The sequence below is a fragment of the Dactylosporangium sp. NPDC048998 genome, from assembly GCF_043197855.1.
Taxonomy (GTDB): Bacteria; Actinomycetota; Actinomycetes; order Mycobacteriales; family Micromonosporaceae; genus Dactylosporangium.
Genome location: NZ_JBICTV010000040.1, coordinates 24,590 through 40,208 on the forward strand (window position 1 = coordinate 24,590; position 15,619 = coordinate 40,208).

The following is a 15,619-nucleotide window of genomic DNA, read 5'->3' on the forward strand; positions in this document are numbered from 1 at the left end:
TCCGCGGCGTCAGTTGTGGGGGGCGGCCTGCACCTGGGGTGACATCGCCGGGGCGACGTAGTAGCGCAGCCAGTTGTCCAGCAGCGTGCGCATCCGGGCGCGGATCTCGCGGTCGGCCCAGTCCAGCGTCTCGAGGAACGCCGCATAGTCGGCCTCGGACGGGCCGAGGTGGCCCTCGGCGATCAGCTGGGGCCGGCGCACGCGGGCCAGGGCGGCGGCGATGCCCGAGGTGAGCTCCGGGTGGACCTGCAGCGTGCGGGCCGTCGCGCCGATCGCCAGGGACTCGTTGCGATAGACCTCGCCGTGGGCCAGCTCGGTCACCGGGCCGAGCGGCGAGACGGCCGGCGGGTCGTAGACGGCGTCGACGTGCGAGGTGAAGACGTCGAACGCGTCCGGCAGGCCGTGGAAGAGCGGGTCGCGGCGGCCGGCCGGGGTGAGGGTGAGCCGCTCGATGCCGAACCGGCGGCCGCGGTGGCCGACCTTGCACACCGCGCCCGCGGTCTCCGCCTTCGCCTGGTGTGACCAGCAGATGTGCAGCTCGGGCACACCGCGGCGCTGGGCCTCGGTGAGGAACTGCTTCACCCGCCGGATCCAGGGCAGCTCCTCGTAGGAGGAGTGGCCGGAGCCGCCGCCGATGATGCCGTGCGCCTCGATGGTGTCCGGCAGCGGCTCGCCGTCGGCCACGTTCACCGCGTGGATCTGGTCCGGGTCCAGGCGGGTGACCTCGGCGATCCAGTCCCGGTACGACGTCAGGCCCATCTGGAGCAGCGGCCCCTGCTCCTGGGTGTTGAGGAACAGGATCCGGCAGCGCTGCCGCACGTGCAGCGGGCGCACCGGGCCGCCGAGGCGGGCGGCGGGGTGGTCGATGGTGTTGACGCGCCCGATCGTCTCGTCGCCCGTCATGCTGCGGAACGCTCCAAGGGAAGGCCGGTAGGGACCGGCCGATTGTGCTGCATCGGGCGCCCCCGGTCCCGCCCTTCCCACGAATATCCGATAACGGATCAGCCAATGTGTGCGGCGTCGAGGGCGGCCTGCAGCGACTGCTTGTACCCCTCGCTGGTCACCGTCGCGCCGGAGACCGTGTCGATGTCCGCGCTCTGCGCCTGCAGCGCCTCGGTGCGCAGCTGCGGCAGCGCGTACGCGTTGATCTGCTGGTCGCGGCGGTTGCTGTTGGGGTACGTCACCGCGGTCACGTCGGTGACCTTCCCGCCGTCGACCGTGATCCGCACCTGCACCGGCCCCCACCGGGTCTGCACGGTCGAGCCGTCGTAGGTCTTCCCCGAGCCCGACCCGGTCCCGGACCCCGACCCGGTCCCGGAGCCCGAGCCGGCGTCGGTGCCGGTGCCGCTGGTCGGCGGCCCGGCTGCCGTCACGGCGCCGCCCGGGCCCATCGTGCTGGTGCGGTAGCTGAACAGCAGCACCAGCGCGGCCACCGTGGACAGCAGCCACAGCGTGATTCGGCGCATCAGATCATCCTCCGGGTCACCAGGCGAACCGTTCCGTGTGCAGCCGTTCGGGGCGGACGCCGGCGGCGCGGGCCTCGCGCAGGACCGCGTCCGTCCACCCCTGCGGACCGCAGACGTAGACATGGTGGCCGGCAACGCCCGGGACGGCGGCGCCGAGCGTCGTGCCGGCCAGGTCGCGGGGCAGCCACGACCCGGCCGCGCGGGGGCCGAGCAGCGGCACGACCCGCACCCCGCGGTGCCGGGCCAGCCAGGCCAGCTCGTCGCGGAACGCCAGGTCGGCCGCGGTGCGGGCGCGGTAGAGCAGCGTCGCCTCGCCAGTGTTGTACGGCAGGTCCCACAGCAGCGCGAGCAGGGGCGTGACGCCCACGCCGCAAGCCAGCATCGTGACCGGGCCACCGCGGTAGGACTCGCCGGTGAGGCGGCCGTACGGGCCCTCGATGAGCACGCGGGTGCCCGGGCGCAGCGTCGCGACCCGCGCGCTGCCGTCGCCGAGGTCCTTGACGGTGATGCGCAGCACGTCGTCGCGCGGCGGGCCGGACAGCGAGTACGGGTTGGCGCGCGACCAGCCCGGGCCGTCGAGGAAGCGCCACAGGAAGAACTGCCCGGCCCGCACCGGCAGCCGGTCGAGGCGCCGGCCGCGCAGGTACACCGACGTGAGCCCGGACCCCTCGGCGCGCACCTCGCCGACCCGCAGCGCGTGGCGGCGGTTGCGCCACAGCGGCAGCCCGGCGCGGAAGACGAGCACGGCCCCGGCCGCGACGGCGTACAGCGTCCACCAGTAGGCGCGCGCGGCGGTGGAGCCGATGAAGTCCTCGCCCGTCCAGAGCTGGTGCGGCAGCGCCAGGCCGACGCCGAGGTACGCGTACAAATGCAGCAGGTGCCAGGACTCGTAGCGCAACCGGCGCCGGGCGGCGCGCACCGACGTCACCGTGACCATCACGAGCGCGGCGGTACCCGCGGCGGCGAGCAACATGCCCGGGTACCCGGTCAGCAGGTCCCACAGCTCTGCGAACGCGTTCGCGTGCGCCTGGCCGGCGTAGCCGGGGACGATCAGCAGCACGTGGACGGCCATGAGGTGGAACGAGGTGAACCCGGTCCACCGGTGCCAGCGGGCCAGCCGATCCTGGCCGAACGCGCGCTCCACGGCCGGGATCCGGGCCAGCAGCAGCACCTGCAGCAGCATCAGGTCGGCGGCGAACAACCCGGCGAGGCGGCCGGCCGCCGTCACCGCCGCCCACCCGCCGCCGGTCACCTCCGTGACGCCGCCGCCGTGCACCCACAGCGCCGCGACGACGATCAGGCTCGCGCCGGCGGCGATCCCGGCGGCGTCGGCCCACCACCACGGTGTGCCGTCGCGCCGGACCGGCGCAGCGCTCGTAGTCATGCGTTCAACGATCGGGGTGGCGGTTTCCCGCGCGCTGGGCGGAGCCTGTGAATCGCCTGGGAGACCGGACCGCACCGGCCGGTGGTGGACCTGCGCCGCCGACCGCGGCGCCGATCCCCGGCACGGCCATCCGCTGGTACATCAGCGCCATCCGCTCCGGCGGGAACCGGAAGCCGTCGTCGATCCACCACACGAGCAGCCCGATCGCGGCGCTGGTGGCGAACTCGACCACCACGTCGACCGGCAGGTCCGAGCGCGCCGCCGCCAGGTGCGGGGCCAGGTGTGCGCGGAGCAGCCCGGCGAGCAGCTCGTGCAGCCGTTGCCGGAACGCGGTGCCGCCGCGGCGGCCGAACAGCGCGGCGTAGACGGTCCGATTACGGTACGCGTGCGAGAACAGCCCCACGACCGGCTGCCCCGGCTCGGGTGGCACGCCGGGCGACATCGCGTCGAGGTCGGCGCGCAGCCGCTCGGCCAGGTCCTCGAAGCCGGCCATGAGCAGCGCGTCCTTGTCGCGGAAGTGGGCATAGAAGGTGGAGCGGCCCACGTCGGCGCGGTCCAGCACGTCCTGCACGGTCGTGCGCTCGTACCCCTGCTCGATGATCAGCTGGACCAGCGCCTCGCCCAGGATGCGGCGCGTGCGGCGCACCCGGCGGTCCATCGCGCCCGCCTTTCCGGACGATTCCGCGCCGATGTTCGGTAACGAACGCCCTCCCCCGCAGCGTAACCGAACATGGTGTTCGGAAACAGATTGGTGTTCGGAAACAGATTGCGAGGAGCCGCCATGTCGCTGCACGAGCGGATGTTCGGGCTGGCCGGCCACGCCCGGCTCTACCACCGGCTGGTCCGGCCGTTCTTCGGGCCGATGTACGACCGGATCGCCGCCGACGTCGCCGGGGCCGGCCTGCCCGCCGGGGCGCGGGTGCTCGACGCCGGCACGGGCCCGGGCCGGGTGCCGCTGGCGATCGCCCGCACGCTGCCCGAGGCCCGCGTCGACGGCGTTGACCTGTCCGCCGCGATGATCGACGAGGCCCGCCGGTCCGCCGCGGCCGCCGGCCTGGCCGACCGGGTCACGTTCACCGTCGCGGACGTCGCCGCCCTGCCGTTCACGGACGCGACGTTCGACCTGATCGTGTCGTCGATGAGTCTGCACCACTGGGCCGACCCGGCCGCGGGCGTGCGCGAGCTGCGCCGCGTCCTGCGCCCGGGCGGCCGCATGTGGATCTACGACGCCCGGGTGGCGCTCGGCCGCGGCGAGGTCCCCGGCATTCCGTCGCGCCGCGAGCCGGTCCGCACCGGCCGCCTCCCGTTCCGCCTCGTCGGGCGCCTGGTCATCTGACGCTCGCGGTACCGTGGCGGCGTGGATCGCTGCGAGGAGTGCGGTTTCGGCTATGCGAGCCTCGGCGCCGGCGACGTGCCCGAGCGGCTCGGCGGGTTCGCCGGGCGCTACGCCGAGGCGCTCGCCGCCGTGCCCGACGTGCGGCGGCGGCCGGCCCCGGACGTGTGGTCGGCGCTGGAGTACGCCTGCCACTTCCGCGACGTGCTGCGCGTGCAGGCCGAGCGGCTCGACCTGGCGCTGCGCGTGGACGCGCCCGAGTTCGTGCCGATGGGCCGCGAGGAGCTGGTGGTGAGCGCCGCGTACAACGCCCAGGACCCGGCCGCGGTGCTCGGGACGCTCGACGCGAACGCCGCACTGCTGGCCGCCGCGTTCGGCGCGCTCGGCCCGCGGGAGCTGGACCGGGTCGGCCTCTACCCGTGGCCGGAGCCGGTCGAGCGCACCCTGCTGTGGCTCGGCCGGCACACCGTCCACGAGGGCGAGCACCACCTCATGGACATCCGACGCATGAACTGACCACGGGACCGCCCGCGGCCCGCGGGGCCAGATAGCACGGCGATCACCGAACTGGCAGGACGAGGACGGTGCTCATCGCTCCGATCCACGGGAGGCCGGAGTGACTGTCGCGGATCACCACGATCCTGCGGCCGTCCGGTGCCAACGCCGGGTCGATGAGCCGCTCGGCGGCAATCCTTCGCACTGGCCGACCCGGGTCGGCAAGCCAGAGGCCCTCCTGCCCGTTGCGTTCTCCGCTGATCACGAATCGCCCGGAAGAGTGCGTAGCGAAGCTGTGAATGGTCGTAAAGCCCTCCACGACCGGCACGGACGTGCTCGTCGACCGATCCCAGCGGCAGATCGCCTGGCCTGACGTGACCTGGGTGCTTGGCGAGCATGACGCGGCGACGAAGTGCAGAACGTCCTCGGGCCGGGCGGCTGGAAGGCGGCTGCGTTACAGGAAGCGGCGGGCGCTGGCGGCCTTTGCCACGGCGTCCGACAGGGCCGCGGCGACCTCGTCGATCGTCGTGGCGGTCACGCGCGTCCGAGGGATCGACAGGCTGATCGCGTCCGCGGCCGGGTCGCGCGTCGGGACCGTCCGGGCCACGCACACGATGCCCTCGGTGTTCTCCTCCCGGTCCACCGCGTAGCCGCGCTCCCGGATCGCGGCCAGTTCGGCCCGCAGCGCGGCGCGGTCGGTGATCGTGTGCGGCGTCAGGGCCGGCAGCGGGTCGGGGAGCAGGGCGTCGACCTCGGCATCGGGGCGGGCCGCGAGCAGGGCCTTGCCCAGGGCCGTCGCGTGCGCGGGCAGGCGGCGGCCGATCGCGGAGTACAGGCGCAGCGGGTGCACGGACTCGCGCTTGGCCACGTACGTGATGTCGGCGCCGTCCAGGCGGCCCAGGTGTGTCGTCTCACCGAAGCGCGCGGCCAGGTCGTCCAGGATGCCGGCGAGCAGGCCCACCGTGTCGTCGGCGTCCAGGTACGCCGCGCCGACCTGCAGCGCGCGCAGGCCCAGGCGGAAGCGGGTCTCCTCGGCCTCGATCCAGCCGCGCGCGGCCATCGTGCGCAGGATGCCGTGCAGGCTGCTCTTCGGGATGTCGAGCAGCCGGGTCAGCTCGGACAGGGTCGACGGTCCGGCGGCGGCGAGGGCCTCGAGGATGTCGAGCGTCCGGTCGGCGGACTTGACAGGGTTGGTCACGGGGCTCCCATGCACTAGGGTCACATACGTGACCGACGTTCAACATACTGAACATACCCCCATTGTCGAAGTCATCGCCGCCGGGAAGATCGTTCCGGTGGTCGTGCTCGAGGAGGCCGCCCTCGCTGGGCGGCTCGCCGACGCCCTCGTCGAGGGCGGGCTGCACTGTGCCGAGGTGACGTTCCGCACCGCCGCCGCGGCCGACGCCATCCGGGGCATGGCCGAGCGGCCCGGCATGCTCGTGGGCGCGGGCACCGTGCTCACCGCCGCGCAGGTCGACCGGGCCGTCGACGCCGGCGCCCGGTTCGCCGTCAGCCCGGGCTTCAGCGCCGCCGTCGTGGAGCGCTGCGCCGAGCACGGCGTGCCGGTGTTCCCCGGCGTCGCCTCGCCCAGCGAGATCATGCAGGCCCTGGACGCCGGCCTGGACACCGTGAAGTTCTTCCCCGCCGAGCAGCTCGGTGGCGTACCGATGGTGAAGGCCCTGTCCGCCCCCTTCCGCTCGGTGCGGTTCATCCCCACCGGCGGCGTCAACGCCGGCAACGTCGCCGACTACCTGGCCCTGCCCTCGGTCCTGGCGGTCGGCGGCACCTGGATGGTCGCGCCCGACCTGCTCGCCGCGCGCGACTGGGACGCCGTCACCAGCCGCACCAGGACCGCATTGGAGAAGATCGCATGATCACCGTCCGTCCGGCGGCCGAGTGCCGCTACGACCTGGTCTCGCTCGGGGAGGTCATGCTCCGGCTCGACCCGGGCGAGGGGCGGATCCGCACCGCCCGGCAGTTCCGCGCGTGGGAGGGCGGCGGGGAGTACAACGTCGCCCGCGGGCTGCGCCGCTGCTTCGGCCTGCGCACCGGGCTCGTCAGCGCGTTCGCGGACAACGACGTCGGCCGGCTGCTGGAGGACCTGATCCTGCAGGGCGGGGTCGACACGACGTTCGTGCGATGGGTGCGGTACGACGGGATCGGCCGCACGGTCCGCAACGGCCTGAACTTCACCGAGCGCGGCTTCGGCGTGCGCGGCGCCGTCGGCGTCTCCGACCGCGGCCACACCGCCGCCGGGCAGCTGCGCGCCGGCGACGTGGACTGGGAGCACCTCTTCGGCGAGCTCGGCGTGCGCTGGCTGCACACCGGCGGCATCTACGCGGCGCTGTCGGAGACCACCCCGGACACGATCGAGGCCTGCCTGACCGCGGCCCGCCGGCACGGCACCGTGATCTCCTACGACCTCAACTACCGGCCCAGCCTGTGGAAGGCGATCGGCGGCCAGGAGCGCGCGCGGGAGGTCAACCGCCGCCTCGCCGGCTACGTCGACGTGATGATCGGCAACGAGGAGGACTTCACCGCCTGCCTCGGCCTCGAGGTGCCGGACACGGACATCCACGCCGGGGCGATCGAAGCCGCCAACTTCCGCACGATGATCTCGGCGGCGGTCGAGGCGTACCCGAACTTCCAGGTCGTCGCGACCACCCTGCGCGGCGTGCACACGGCGACGGTCAACGACTGGGGCGCCATCGCCTGGGCCGACGGGGACTTCGCCGAGGCGACGCACCGGCCCGGCCTGGAGATCCTCGACCGGGTCGGCGGCGGCGACAGCTTCGCCTCCGGACTGATCTACGGCCTGATGACCTTCGGCGACCTCAAGACCGCGGTGGAGTACGGCGCGGCGCATGGCGCGCTCGCCATGACCACGCCGGGTGACACGTCGATGGCCAGCCTGAAGGAGGTCGAGGCGCTGGTCGCCGGGGCCGGCGCCCGTGTCCGACGCTGACCTGACAAGATCTCACAAAAATCGAACATTTACATCGTTAGAACCAACGCGTACGTTCGGGATCCATCGTGATCGCTCAGTATGCGGAGGTTGAGATGCGAGGACGACGCCCGCTCGCCGCGACGGCCACAGTCGTCGCGGCGCTGCTCGGGACGCTGTTCGTGGTGAGCGCCCCGGCGCACGCCGAGTCCAACGGCGGGGTGCGCATCCTGCCGCTCGGCGACTCGATCACCGACGGGTTCAACGTGCCGGGCGGGTACCGCATCAACCTGTGGCGCGCCCTCGCCGACGCCGGGCACCCGGTCGACTTCGTCGGCTCGCAGTTCAACGGCCCCGCCGACCTGCCCGACCACGACCACGAGGGCCATCCCGGCTGGCGCATCGACCAGGTCGACGCGAACGCGGCCGGCTGGGTCGCCACGACCGCGCCCCGCAGCGTGCTCGTCCACCTCGGCACCAACGACGTCGTGCAGAACTACGACCTGGCCGGCGCACCGGCCCGGCTGTCCGCGCTGATCGACCACGTGCGCGCCGCGGCGCCCGCCGCCGACGTCTTCGTCGCCTCGATCATCCCGCTGTCCGACCCCGCCCGCGAGGCGAACGCGAACGCCTTCAACGCCACCATCCCCGGCATCGTGGCGGGCAAGGGCGCCCGCGTGCACTTCGTCGACATGCACGCCGCGCTGGGCACCGGAGACCTCGCCGACGGCGTGCACCCGACCCGGGCCGGGTACGACAAGATGGCCGCCCGCTGGGCCGCCGCCCTCGCCGCGGTGCCCGGCTCGGCCGGCGACGACGGCGCGCCCACGACCCTGCCGAGCGGCTCGTACGTCTCGCTGCGCGCCACCACCGCCTGCTGCACCAACCGCTACGCCCGCCATCAGAACGGCCTCGGCTACACCGAGGTGGTCACCGCCGGTAGCGACCAGCTGCTCAAGCAGGACGCCACCTGGCGGGTCGGGCCCGGCTTGGCCGGCGTGGCCGGCGGCTGCTACAGCCTGCAGTCGCGCAACTATCCCGGCTACTACCTGCGCCACCAGAACGGCCGGGTGCGCATCAGCGCCGACGACGGCACCGCCCTCATGCGCGCCGACGCCACCTGGTGCGCCCGCACCGCCCCCGGCGGCGTGCGGCTGGCCTCGTGGAACTACCCCGGGGCGTACCTGCGCCACATCAACGCGGAGCTGTGGCTGGCCACGCCCGGCGGCACGGCCGCACAGGACAACGCCGCGAGCCTCGTGCCGGACATCACCTGGTCGGTCGAGGCGCCGTGGGCACCCTGAACGCCGCTTGACGGGGCCGCGCGCGGGCCGTACGGTCGCCGCGACAACCGCATATCGCGCCGCATGAACCGCGACGGGAGAGTCCCCAGCACTGGGGCGCCGAAGGAGCAACTCCTCCCCGGGAATCTCTCAGGCCCACGTACCGCCGCGGACAGGCGACTCTGAAAAGCCGGGACGCCGCGTCCCGCGCCCACGGTGCAAACCGCCGCACGCCGGCGGTGAAGCTCTCAGGCAATCGATGACAGAGCGGGGAGGTCCACCCAGTCCGCGACCAGGGAGCCTCTCGCGATGACCCTCAGCGCCTTCGACCTGTACTCGGTCGGCATCGGCCCGTCCTCCTCACACACCGTCGGCCCGATGCGCGCCGCCCGCCGGTTCGTCGACCGGCTGGCCGGCGAGGGCCTCCTGCCGCGGGTCGGCCGGATCAAGGCCGAGCTGTTCGGCTCGCTCGGCGCCACCGGCCACGGCCACGGCTCGCCCGCCGCGGTGGTCCTCGGCCTCGAGGGCGCCGAGCCGTCGACCGTGGACACCGACACGACGGCCGACCGGGTCGCGGCGGTGCGCGCCTCCGGCCGCATCGGCCTGCTCGACGGCGCCCGGACCATCCCGTTCGACCTCGACGCCGACCTCGTCCTGCACCGCCGCCGCTCGCTGCCCGAGCACCCCAACGGGATGCGCTTCCACGCCTGGACGGCCGCGGGCGAGCCCCTCGACACGCGCACGTACTTCTCCGTCGGCGGGGGCTTCGTCACCGGCCCCGACGGCGGGATCGCCGCCGACGAGACGCCGGTGAAGTTCCCGTTCGCCACCGGTGCCGAGCTGCTTGCGCACTGCGCGGCCGAGGGCCTGTCCATCAGCGACGTCATGCTCGCCAACGAACAGGCCTGGCGCAGCGAGGCGGCGATCCGCGCGGAACTGCTGCACATCTGGGCGGTCATGCGGGCCTGCGTCGACCGCGGCTGCACCCGGCCCGAGGGCGTGCTGCCGGGCGGCCTCAAGGTCCGCCGCCGGGCACCGGCGCTCTATGCCGACTTATCCGAAATTTCGGATAAGTCGGACCCGCTGCGCGTCCTCGACTGGGTCAATCTCTACGCCCTCGCCGTCAACGAGGAGAACGCGTCCGGCGGGCGGGTCGTCACCGCGCCCACCAACGGCGCGGCCGGGATCATCCCGGCGGTACTGCACTACTACACGCGGTTCGTGCCCGGCACCCCTGAGGACAAGGCCGACGGCGTGGTGCGGTTCCTGCTCGCCGCCGCGGCCGTCGGCATCATCATCAAGGGCAACGCGTCGATCTCCGGCGCCGAGGTCGGCTGCCAGGGCGAGGTCGGCTCCGCCTGTGCGATGGCCGCCGCCGGGCTGTGCGAGGTGCTCGGCGGCGACCCGCGGCAGGTCGAGAACGCCGCCGAGATCGGCCTCGAGCACAACCTCGGGCTGACCTGCGACCCCGTCGGCGGGCTGGTGCAGATCCCGTGCATCGAGCGCAACGCGATCGCGAGCGTCAAGGCGATCAGCGCGGCGCGGCTCGCCCTCAACGGCGACGGGGCGCACCATGTCACGCTCGACAAGGCCGTGCGCACCATGCGGGAGACCGGGCGGGACATGTCGGTGAAGTACAAGGAGACGGCCCGCGGCGGGCTGGCGGTGACCGTCATCGAGTGCTGACCCGGGTCGGCGCCGCCCCGCCACCGCAGGCCTGAGAAGCTGTCGTCATGGCGCAGGGCGTGGTGGCGAGGATCGGGCGGTTCTGTTTCCGGCACCGGTGGCCGGTGATCGGCGCCTGGCTGGTCGTCGTCGTGCTCGGCGGCCTCACGTTCGGGCCGGTGTTCGGCGCCATCGCGGACGCGAGCAACCCCAAGCACGTCGAGGCGATCGACGGGCTGGACGCCGTGGCGACCGGCAACGACTCCAGCGGTACCGTCATCGGGCTCGTCTCCGGCGTGGACCCGGACGCCGCCGCGGTCCGCACCACGGTCCTCGCCGCCGCGGACGACGCCGGCCGGGTCGCCGGCGTGCGCGGGGTCGCCACGCCCTACTCGGTGAACGGCCAGCAGGTCCCGGCCTCCCCGGCCTACCTTGCCAACGACGGGCGCGGGCTGCTCGTGGTCGTGACGCTGGCGAAGCTGGACCGCGGCGAGCGCGACGACACCGTCGAGCAGCTGCGCACCCGCCTGCACCGGCTCGACGACGCGCTTTCCGCCGCGGGTGTACCGCAGGCCACGGTCGAGGTCGGCGGCAACCCGGTGCTCAACGCCGAGATGCGCGCGGCCCAGAAAGCCGACCTCGGCCGCGCCGAGGCGATCTCGCTGCCACTGACCCTCGTCGTGCTCGTGTTCGTCTTCGGCGGGCTGGTCGCGGCCGGGCTGCCGGTCCTCGCCGCGTTCGTGTCCGTCGCCGCGGCGATGCCCCTGCTGTGGGTGTTCTCGCGCGTCACCGATCTGGACCAGAACGTCGTCACCGTCGTCACCCTGCTCGGGCTCGGCCTGTCGATCGACTACGGGCTGCTGCTCGTCGCGCGGTACCGCGAGGAGGTCGCCGCCGGCTTCGAGCCCCAGGAGGCGGTCGGGCGCGCCTGGGCCACGGCCGGCCGCACGATCTTCTTCAGCGCGCTGACCGTCGCCGCCGCGCTGTCCGGGCTCATGATGTTCTCGGTCCACCAGCTCGGCGCGCTCGGCGCCGGCGGCGTGTCGATCGCGGTCGTGGCCATGCTCGCCGCGCTCACCTTCACCAGCGCGCTGATCGGCGTGCTGCACAAGCGGATCCGCCCGTCCGGGCGCGCTGCCGGGCGCGGCGCCCGCACCCCGGTCCGGCCCGGCGGCGACGAGCGCGGGTTCTTCGCCGGGCTGTCCCGGGCCGTGCAGCGCCGCCCGGTCCTCATCGCGCTCGGTACCGCCGCGCTGCTGCTCGCCGCCGGCTCGCCGCTGCTGGGCGCCACGATCAAGCTGCCGCACCTGGAGGGCGTGCCGCGCAGTGTCGAGGCGGCCCGGGTCGCCGACGAGCTCGCCGCGCGGTTCGGCCGCGCCTACCAGCCGGTGGTGACCGTCGTGGCCCGCACGGACGCCGCGCACCTCGACGCGTACGCCTCGAAGTGGGCCTCCGACCCGGCCGTCGCGGGCCTGCAGCCCGCCAAGCCGGCCGGCCCCGGCGTGGCCACCGTCGACCTCGTGCTGCGCGGCGGCTCGCAGGACGACGCGGCGCAGGGCCTGGTGCACCGCCTGCGCGCCGACCGGCCGGCGGGCGTGCAGTCCTGGGTCGTCGGCGAAGCCGCCACGCTGATCGACCTGGTCGGCCTGATCACCGACGACCTCCCGGCGGCCGTGACCGTCACCCTCGTCGCGATGGTGCTGCTGCTGTTCGCGATGACCGGCTCCCTGGTGGTACCGCTGAAGGCCATCCTGGCCAACGTGGTCTCCCTCGGCGCCACGTTCGGCGTGATGGTCGCCGTCTTCGAGCACGGCTGGGGCTCCGGGGTCCTGCACACGCTCACCGTCGGCGGCCTCGACCCGTTCGTCGTCGTGATCGTGTTCGCCTTCGCGTTCGGCCTGTCCATGGACTACGAGGTGTTCCTGCTCGGCCGGATCAAAGAGTATGTCGAGCGCGGCGACGACACCGACGCCGCCGTGCGCCGCGGCCTGCAGCACACCGGCCGGATCATCACCTCGGCCGCGCTGCTCATGGTCGTCGTCTTCGGCTGCTTCGCCGCCGCCGATCTCGGCACGATCGAGCAGGTCGGCGTGGGCCTGCTCACCGCCGTGGTCATCGACGCGAGCGTGGTGCGCTGCCTGCTGGTGCCGGCGACGATGACGCTGCTCGGGCGCTGGAACTGGTGGGCGCCCGGCCCGCTGCGCCGGCTGCACGAGCGCATCGGGCTGCGCGAGCACGCCCTGCCGGAGCCCGCGCAGGAGCGCGACCGGGAGCCCGTCGCCGTCGACTAGCGCCGGGTGTGGTGCGAAGGTCGCCCCTCTTGCCACACCCGGAGGTCGTCGTGCCGGCGATACCGGATCGGGTCGCCGGCCGTGGGTCAGCGTGGCTCGTCGGCCTTCGGCAAGCGCATGCCACGCTCGGCCATGATCTGGCGGACGTGGTTCGGGTAGTTGGTGATGATGCCGTCGATGCCCATGTCCATGAGGGCCTCGATCGTGGCGGGGTCGTCGCAGGTCCACGGGATGACCTTCAGGTTCCGGGCGTGCGCCTCCGACACCATCGCCTCGTCGACGTAGAAGCGGAAGCCCGGGTTGCCGATCTTGCCGTCCTGCGGGAAGCCGTACACCGGCGAAAGCGCCGTGACACCCGGGATGGCGGCGGCGGCCTTCACGAAGTCGCCGCCGAAGTCGTCGGCGTCGAGCCCGCCCAGCCACGGCGAGGCGCCCGGCTTGCCCACCTGGAGGAAGTCGTAGTTGGTCAGCGCCACCAGCGGCCACTTCGGCGCGAGCTGGTGCATGACCTTCAGCGCGCCCCAATCGAAGGACTGGATGGTGACCTGGTCCTCTATGGTTCGCCCGTGGACGCCAAGACTGATGAGCTGCGGGCCGCGCACGATGTGCTCGCGGCGTTCTATGCCGACCGCCTGGCCGGAGCTCTGGAGAGGATGCCCATCGAGCGGGCCGTGCTCAGCCTGTTCTGCGAACTGACCCTTGCCGCGGATCTGGGTCCCAGCGTGGGAGACATTGGTTGCGGGACCGGCCGACTCGCTCCCTACTTGGCCGCGCACGGTCTGTCCCCGCGTGGGATTGATCTCTCGCCTGAGATGGTCCGCGTGGCGCGGCGGGACTATCCGGACTTCGCCTTCGACGTTGCCGACCTGCGTGACCTGCCCTTCGAAGATGGCTCGCTGGCAGGGGTGATCTGCTGGTACTCGCTGATCTTCCTCGCGCCCGCCGATCGGGCGGTCGCCTTCGGTGAGCTGGCTCGTGTTGTCAAGCCGGGGGGCTATCTGGTGACCGCGTTCAAGGCTGGTGACGGCGCGGTCCGGCGGTCTGGCCGAAGCGCCGGTCTCGGCATCGAGTTCGATGCGTACTGGCTGTCGCCGGAAGAGATGGAGCGCCGGGTTACTGAGGCCGGATTCGCGACGGTGTTCTGGGCCGGTCGGCCCGCTGAGGAGCAGGAATCCACCCCACAGGGATACCTGCTTGCTCGGCGAACGTGAGGCCGGTCCGGCATTTAACGCTCACACAAACGCATGTTCGCTCACGAGAGCGCGAACTGTTGCCAGCCCCTCCGGCAGCGTGTGTAAAAGGTGGCTGCTATAGCCGCCACTTTTTACACACAGCCGCAGAGGCTCAGCCGGCCAGCAGGGACGAGACCTGGGGCGAGAACGTCGAGTGCAGCACCAGTGCCGCCCCGCCCACCACCGCCGCGTCGTCGCCCAGCGGGGACAGCGCCACGTCCACCCGCCGGATCCGCCGCGCGATGGCCCGCTCCCCCAGCGCAGCCACCACCGCCCGCTGGAACTGCGACTCCACGTGCCGGATCCCGTGCCCGCCCAGAATGATCAGCTCGACATCGACGATGTTCACCACGTTCACGGCCACCGTCGCGAGGTGCTCCGCGGCCCGCCCGATCACCCCAGCGGCGAGCTCGTCGCCCGCCGCGGCGGCCCGGCACAGCGCCCCGTGGTCCACAGTGGACGGTTCCCTCCGGAAGGCCTTCCGGAGAGCGCTCTCACCGCCGGCGGCCAGTCGGCGGTGCGCGTCGGCGACGAGCGCGGCCGGGTTGATGTAACTCTCGAGACAGCCCCGATTGCCACAGTAGCAGGCAGGACCACTCTCCGTAACCGACGTGTGCCCGAACTCGGCGGCGTTCATCGATCCGCCGCGGTGGACCTGGTGACCGAGCACCAGGCCGCCGCCGACGCCGGTGCCGAGGAAGAAGTACGCGAAGTTGGCCACCCCGCGGCCCGCGCCCGCCCACCGCTCGCCGATCGCCGCCGCCGTGGCGTCGTTGTCCAGCGTGACCGGCAGGCCGGTGGCGTCGGCGACCATCTGCTTGAGCGGTACCCGCGTCCAGTCCGACAGCTGCGGCGGCGAGATGACCTCGCCGAGCGACTGGTCGATCGGTCCGGGGGTGGCCAGGCCCACGCCCAGCACCCGGTCCCGGCCCACGCCCGCCTCGGCGAGCACCTCGTCCACCAGCCCGGCCATCGCCGCCGTGACGTCGGCCGGGTCGATGCCGGCGGGCGTCGGCCGCCGCGCCGTGACCAGCGGCCGGCCCAGTAGGTCGACTACCACGCAGGCCAGCTCGACGGGGTCGAAGTGCAGGCCCACGGCCCGCCCGGCGTCGGCGTTGATGCGCAGTACGGTGCGCGGCTTGCCGCCGCTGGACGAGCGGGCGCCGTCCTCGCGCACGATGCCCTCATCGATCAGCCGGCGCACGATGCCGGAGACCGTCTGCGGGGTCAGGCCGGTGAGCTCTGCGATCTCCACGCGGCTCGTCCCGTCGGCGAGCTGGATCTGGTCCAGCACCACCGCCCGGTTGTATTGCCCGACCTTGGGGAGATTTGTCCCGACCTGCCGCACCCAGCCTCCCGCCTACGTACCGTTACCTCCATGATGCCTCGCGGCGTTGACTTAGTAAAGCAATTGGATTTAGAGTCCGACACGCGCACCTAACACCCCGGATACGTGAGAGCGCTTCCCCGGGGCCTGCGGCGACCCCCCAGGCGCTAGATCATTGCCAGATTGTTACCGAGACGCG

Annotated in this window: 16 protein-coding genes and 1 riboswitch; of the genes, 8 read left to right on the top strand and 8 right to left on the bottom strand. The window is 73.0% G+C overall.

Going from position 1 to position 15,619, the window contains the following annotated elements; translation table 11 throughout:
* Window positions 1–9: 9 nt before the first annotated feature.
* The 4 genes from ACGFI8_RS42280 to ACGFI8_RS42295 form a co-directional block, all read right to left on the bottom strand.
* Entirely contained in the window at window positions 10–903 is an 894-nt protein-coding gene (locus tag ACGFI8_RS42280) for a type 1 glutamine amidotransferase (RefSeq protein ID WP_392813386.1), read from the bottom strand.
* 98 nt (window positions 904–1,001) lie between these two features.
* Entirely contained in the window at window positions 1,002–1,466 is a 465-nt protein-coding gene (locus ACGFI8_RS42285) for an FMN-binding protein (protein ID WP_392813388.1), read from the bottom strand.
* 16 nt (window positions 1,467–1,482) lie between these two features.
* Window positions 1,483–2,850 carry a ferric reductase-like transmembrane domain-containing protein gene (locus tag ACGFI8_RS42290; protein ID WP_392813390.1) on the bottom strand — a complete coding sequence of 456 codons (1,368 nt, stop codon included), beginning with the start codon at window positions 2,848–2,850 and terminating at the stop codon, window positions 1,483–1,485.
* A 4-nt stretch (window positions 2,851–2,854) separates the two neighbouring features.
* A complete protein-coding gene (locus ACGFI8_RS42295) occupies window positions 2,855–3,508 on the bottom strand; it encodes a TetR/AcrR family transcriptional regulator (RefSeq protein WP_392813392.1) in 654 nt (217 codons plus the stop codon).
* Between the two features lie 123 nt (window positions 3,509–3,631).
* On the opposite strand from ACGFI8_RS42295, the gene ACGFI8_RS42300 reads away from it, so the two are divergent.
* Together ACGFI8_RS42300 and ACGFI8_RS42305 are read left to right on the top strand one after the other, a co-directional pair.
* Entirely contained in the window at window positions 3,632–4,186 is a 555-nt protein-coding gene (locus ACGFI8_RS42300; protein ID WP_392813393.1) for a class I SAM-dependent methyltransferase, read from the top strand.
* A gap of 21 nt (window positions 4,187–4,207) precedes the next feature.
* On the top strand, window positions 4,208–4,699 hold the full coding sequence (locus ACGFI8_RS42305; protein ID WP_392813395.1) for a DinB family protein: 492 nt from the start codon (window positions 4,208–4,210) through the stop codon (window positions 4,697–4,699).
* A 43-nt stretch (window positions 4,700–4,742) separates the two neighbouring features.
* On the opposite strand, the gene ACGFI8_RS42310 is transcribed toward ACGFI8_RS42305, so the two are convergent.
* Together ACGFI8_RS42310 and ACGFI8_RS42315 are read right to left on the bottom strand one after the other, a co-directional pair.
* Window positions 4,743–5,006: a hypothetical protein gene (locus ACGFI8_RS42310; protein ID WP_392813397.1), complete on the bottom strand. Its 264-nt coding sequence runs from the start codon at window positions 5,004–5,006 to the stop codon at window positions 4,743–4,745.
* Window positions 5,007–5,132: 126 nt separating this feature from the next.
* Window positions 5,133–5,876: an IclR family transcriptional regulator gene (locus tag ACGFI8_RS42315; protein ID WP_392813398.1), complete on the bottom strand. Its 744-nt coding sequence runs from the start codon at window positions 5,874–5,876 to the stop codon at window positions 5,133–5,135.
* Between the two features lie 28 nt (window positions 5,877–5,904).
* Here ACGFI8_RS42315 and eda point away from each other — a divergent pair, with 28 nt between their 5' ends.
* The 5 genes from eda to ACGFI8_RS42340 all read left to right on the top strand — a co-directional run bounded on the left by eda (window position 5,905) and on the right by ACGFI8_RS42340 (window position 12,861).
* Entirely contained in the window at window positions 5,905–6,552 is a 648-nt protein-coding gene (gene eda, locus ACGFI8_RS42320) for a bifunctional 4-hydroxy-2-oxoglutarate aldolase/2-dehydro-3-deoxy-phosphogluconate aldolase (RefSeq protein WP_392813399.1), read from the top strand.
* Window positions 6,549–7,643: a sugar kinase gene (locus ACGFI8_RS42325; RefSeq protein WP_392813400.1), complete on the top strand. Its 1,095-nt coding sequence runs from the start codon at window positions 6,549–6,551 to the stop codon at window positions 7,641–7,643. Before eda ends, ACGFI8_RS42325 begins: the two co-directional genes overlap by 4 nt.
* Before the next feature lie 95 nt (window positions 7,644–7,738).
* Window positions 7,739–8,926, top strand: a complete 1,188-nt coding sequence (locus tag ACGFI8_RS42330; RefSeq protein WP_392813401.1) for an AbfB domain-containing protein — start codon at window positions 7,739–7,741, stop codon at window positions 8,924–8,926.
* 64 nt (window positions 8,927–8,990) lie between these two features.
* A riboswitch (glycine riboswitch) is annotated at window positions 8,991–9,081 on the top strand.
* A gap of 133 nt (window positions 9,082–9,214) precedes the next feature.
* Window positions 9,215–10,591, top strand: coding sequence for an L-serine ammonia-lyase (locus ACGFI8_RS42335; RefSeq protein WP_392813402.1), 1,377 nt, complete (start codon window positions 9,215–9,217; stop codon window positions 10,589–10,591).
* A gap of 47 nt (window positions 10,592–10,638) precedes the next feature.
* Entirely contained in the window at window positions 10,639–12,861 is a 2,223-nt protein-coding gene (locus ACGFI8_RS42340) for an MMPL family transporter (protein WP_392813403.1), read from the top strand.
* Window positions 12,862–12,947: 86 nt separating this feature from the next.
* On the opposite strand, the gene ACGFI8_RS42345 is transcribed toward ACGFI8_RS42340, so the two are convergent.
* Window positions 12,948–13,463 (bottom strand): glycerophosphodiester phosphodiesterase, encoded by a 516-nt coding sequence (locus ACGFI8_RS42345; protein WP_392813405.1) that lies wholly within the window; start codon window positions 13,461–13,463, stop codon window positions 12,948–12,950.
* Here ACGFI8_RS42345 and ACGFI8_RS42350 point away from each other — a divergent pair.
* On the top strand, window positions 13,428–14,072 hold the full coding sequence (locus tag ACGFI8_RS42350) for a class I SAM-dependent methyltransferase (RefSeq protein ID WP_392813406.1): 645 nt from the start codon (window positions 13,428–13,430) through the stop codon (window positions 14,070–14,072). The two genes, ACGFI8_RS42345 and ACGFI8_RS42350, sit on opposite strands and share 36 nt — an antisense overlap.
* Window positions 14,073–14,205: 133 nt before the next feature.
* Here ACGFI8_RS42350 and ACGFI8_RS42355 read toward each other — a convergent pair whose 3' ends face one another.
* Entirely contained in the window at window positions 14,206–15,441 is a 1,236-nt protein-coding gene (locus ACGFI8_RS42355; RefSeq protein ID WP_392813408.1) for an ROK family transcriptional regulator, read from the bottom strand.
* Between the last annotated feature and the right edge of the window lie 178 nt (window positions 15,442–15,619).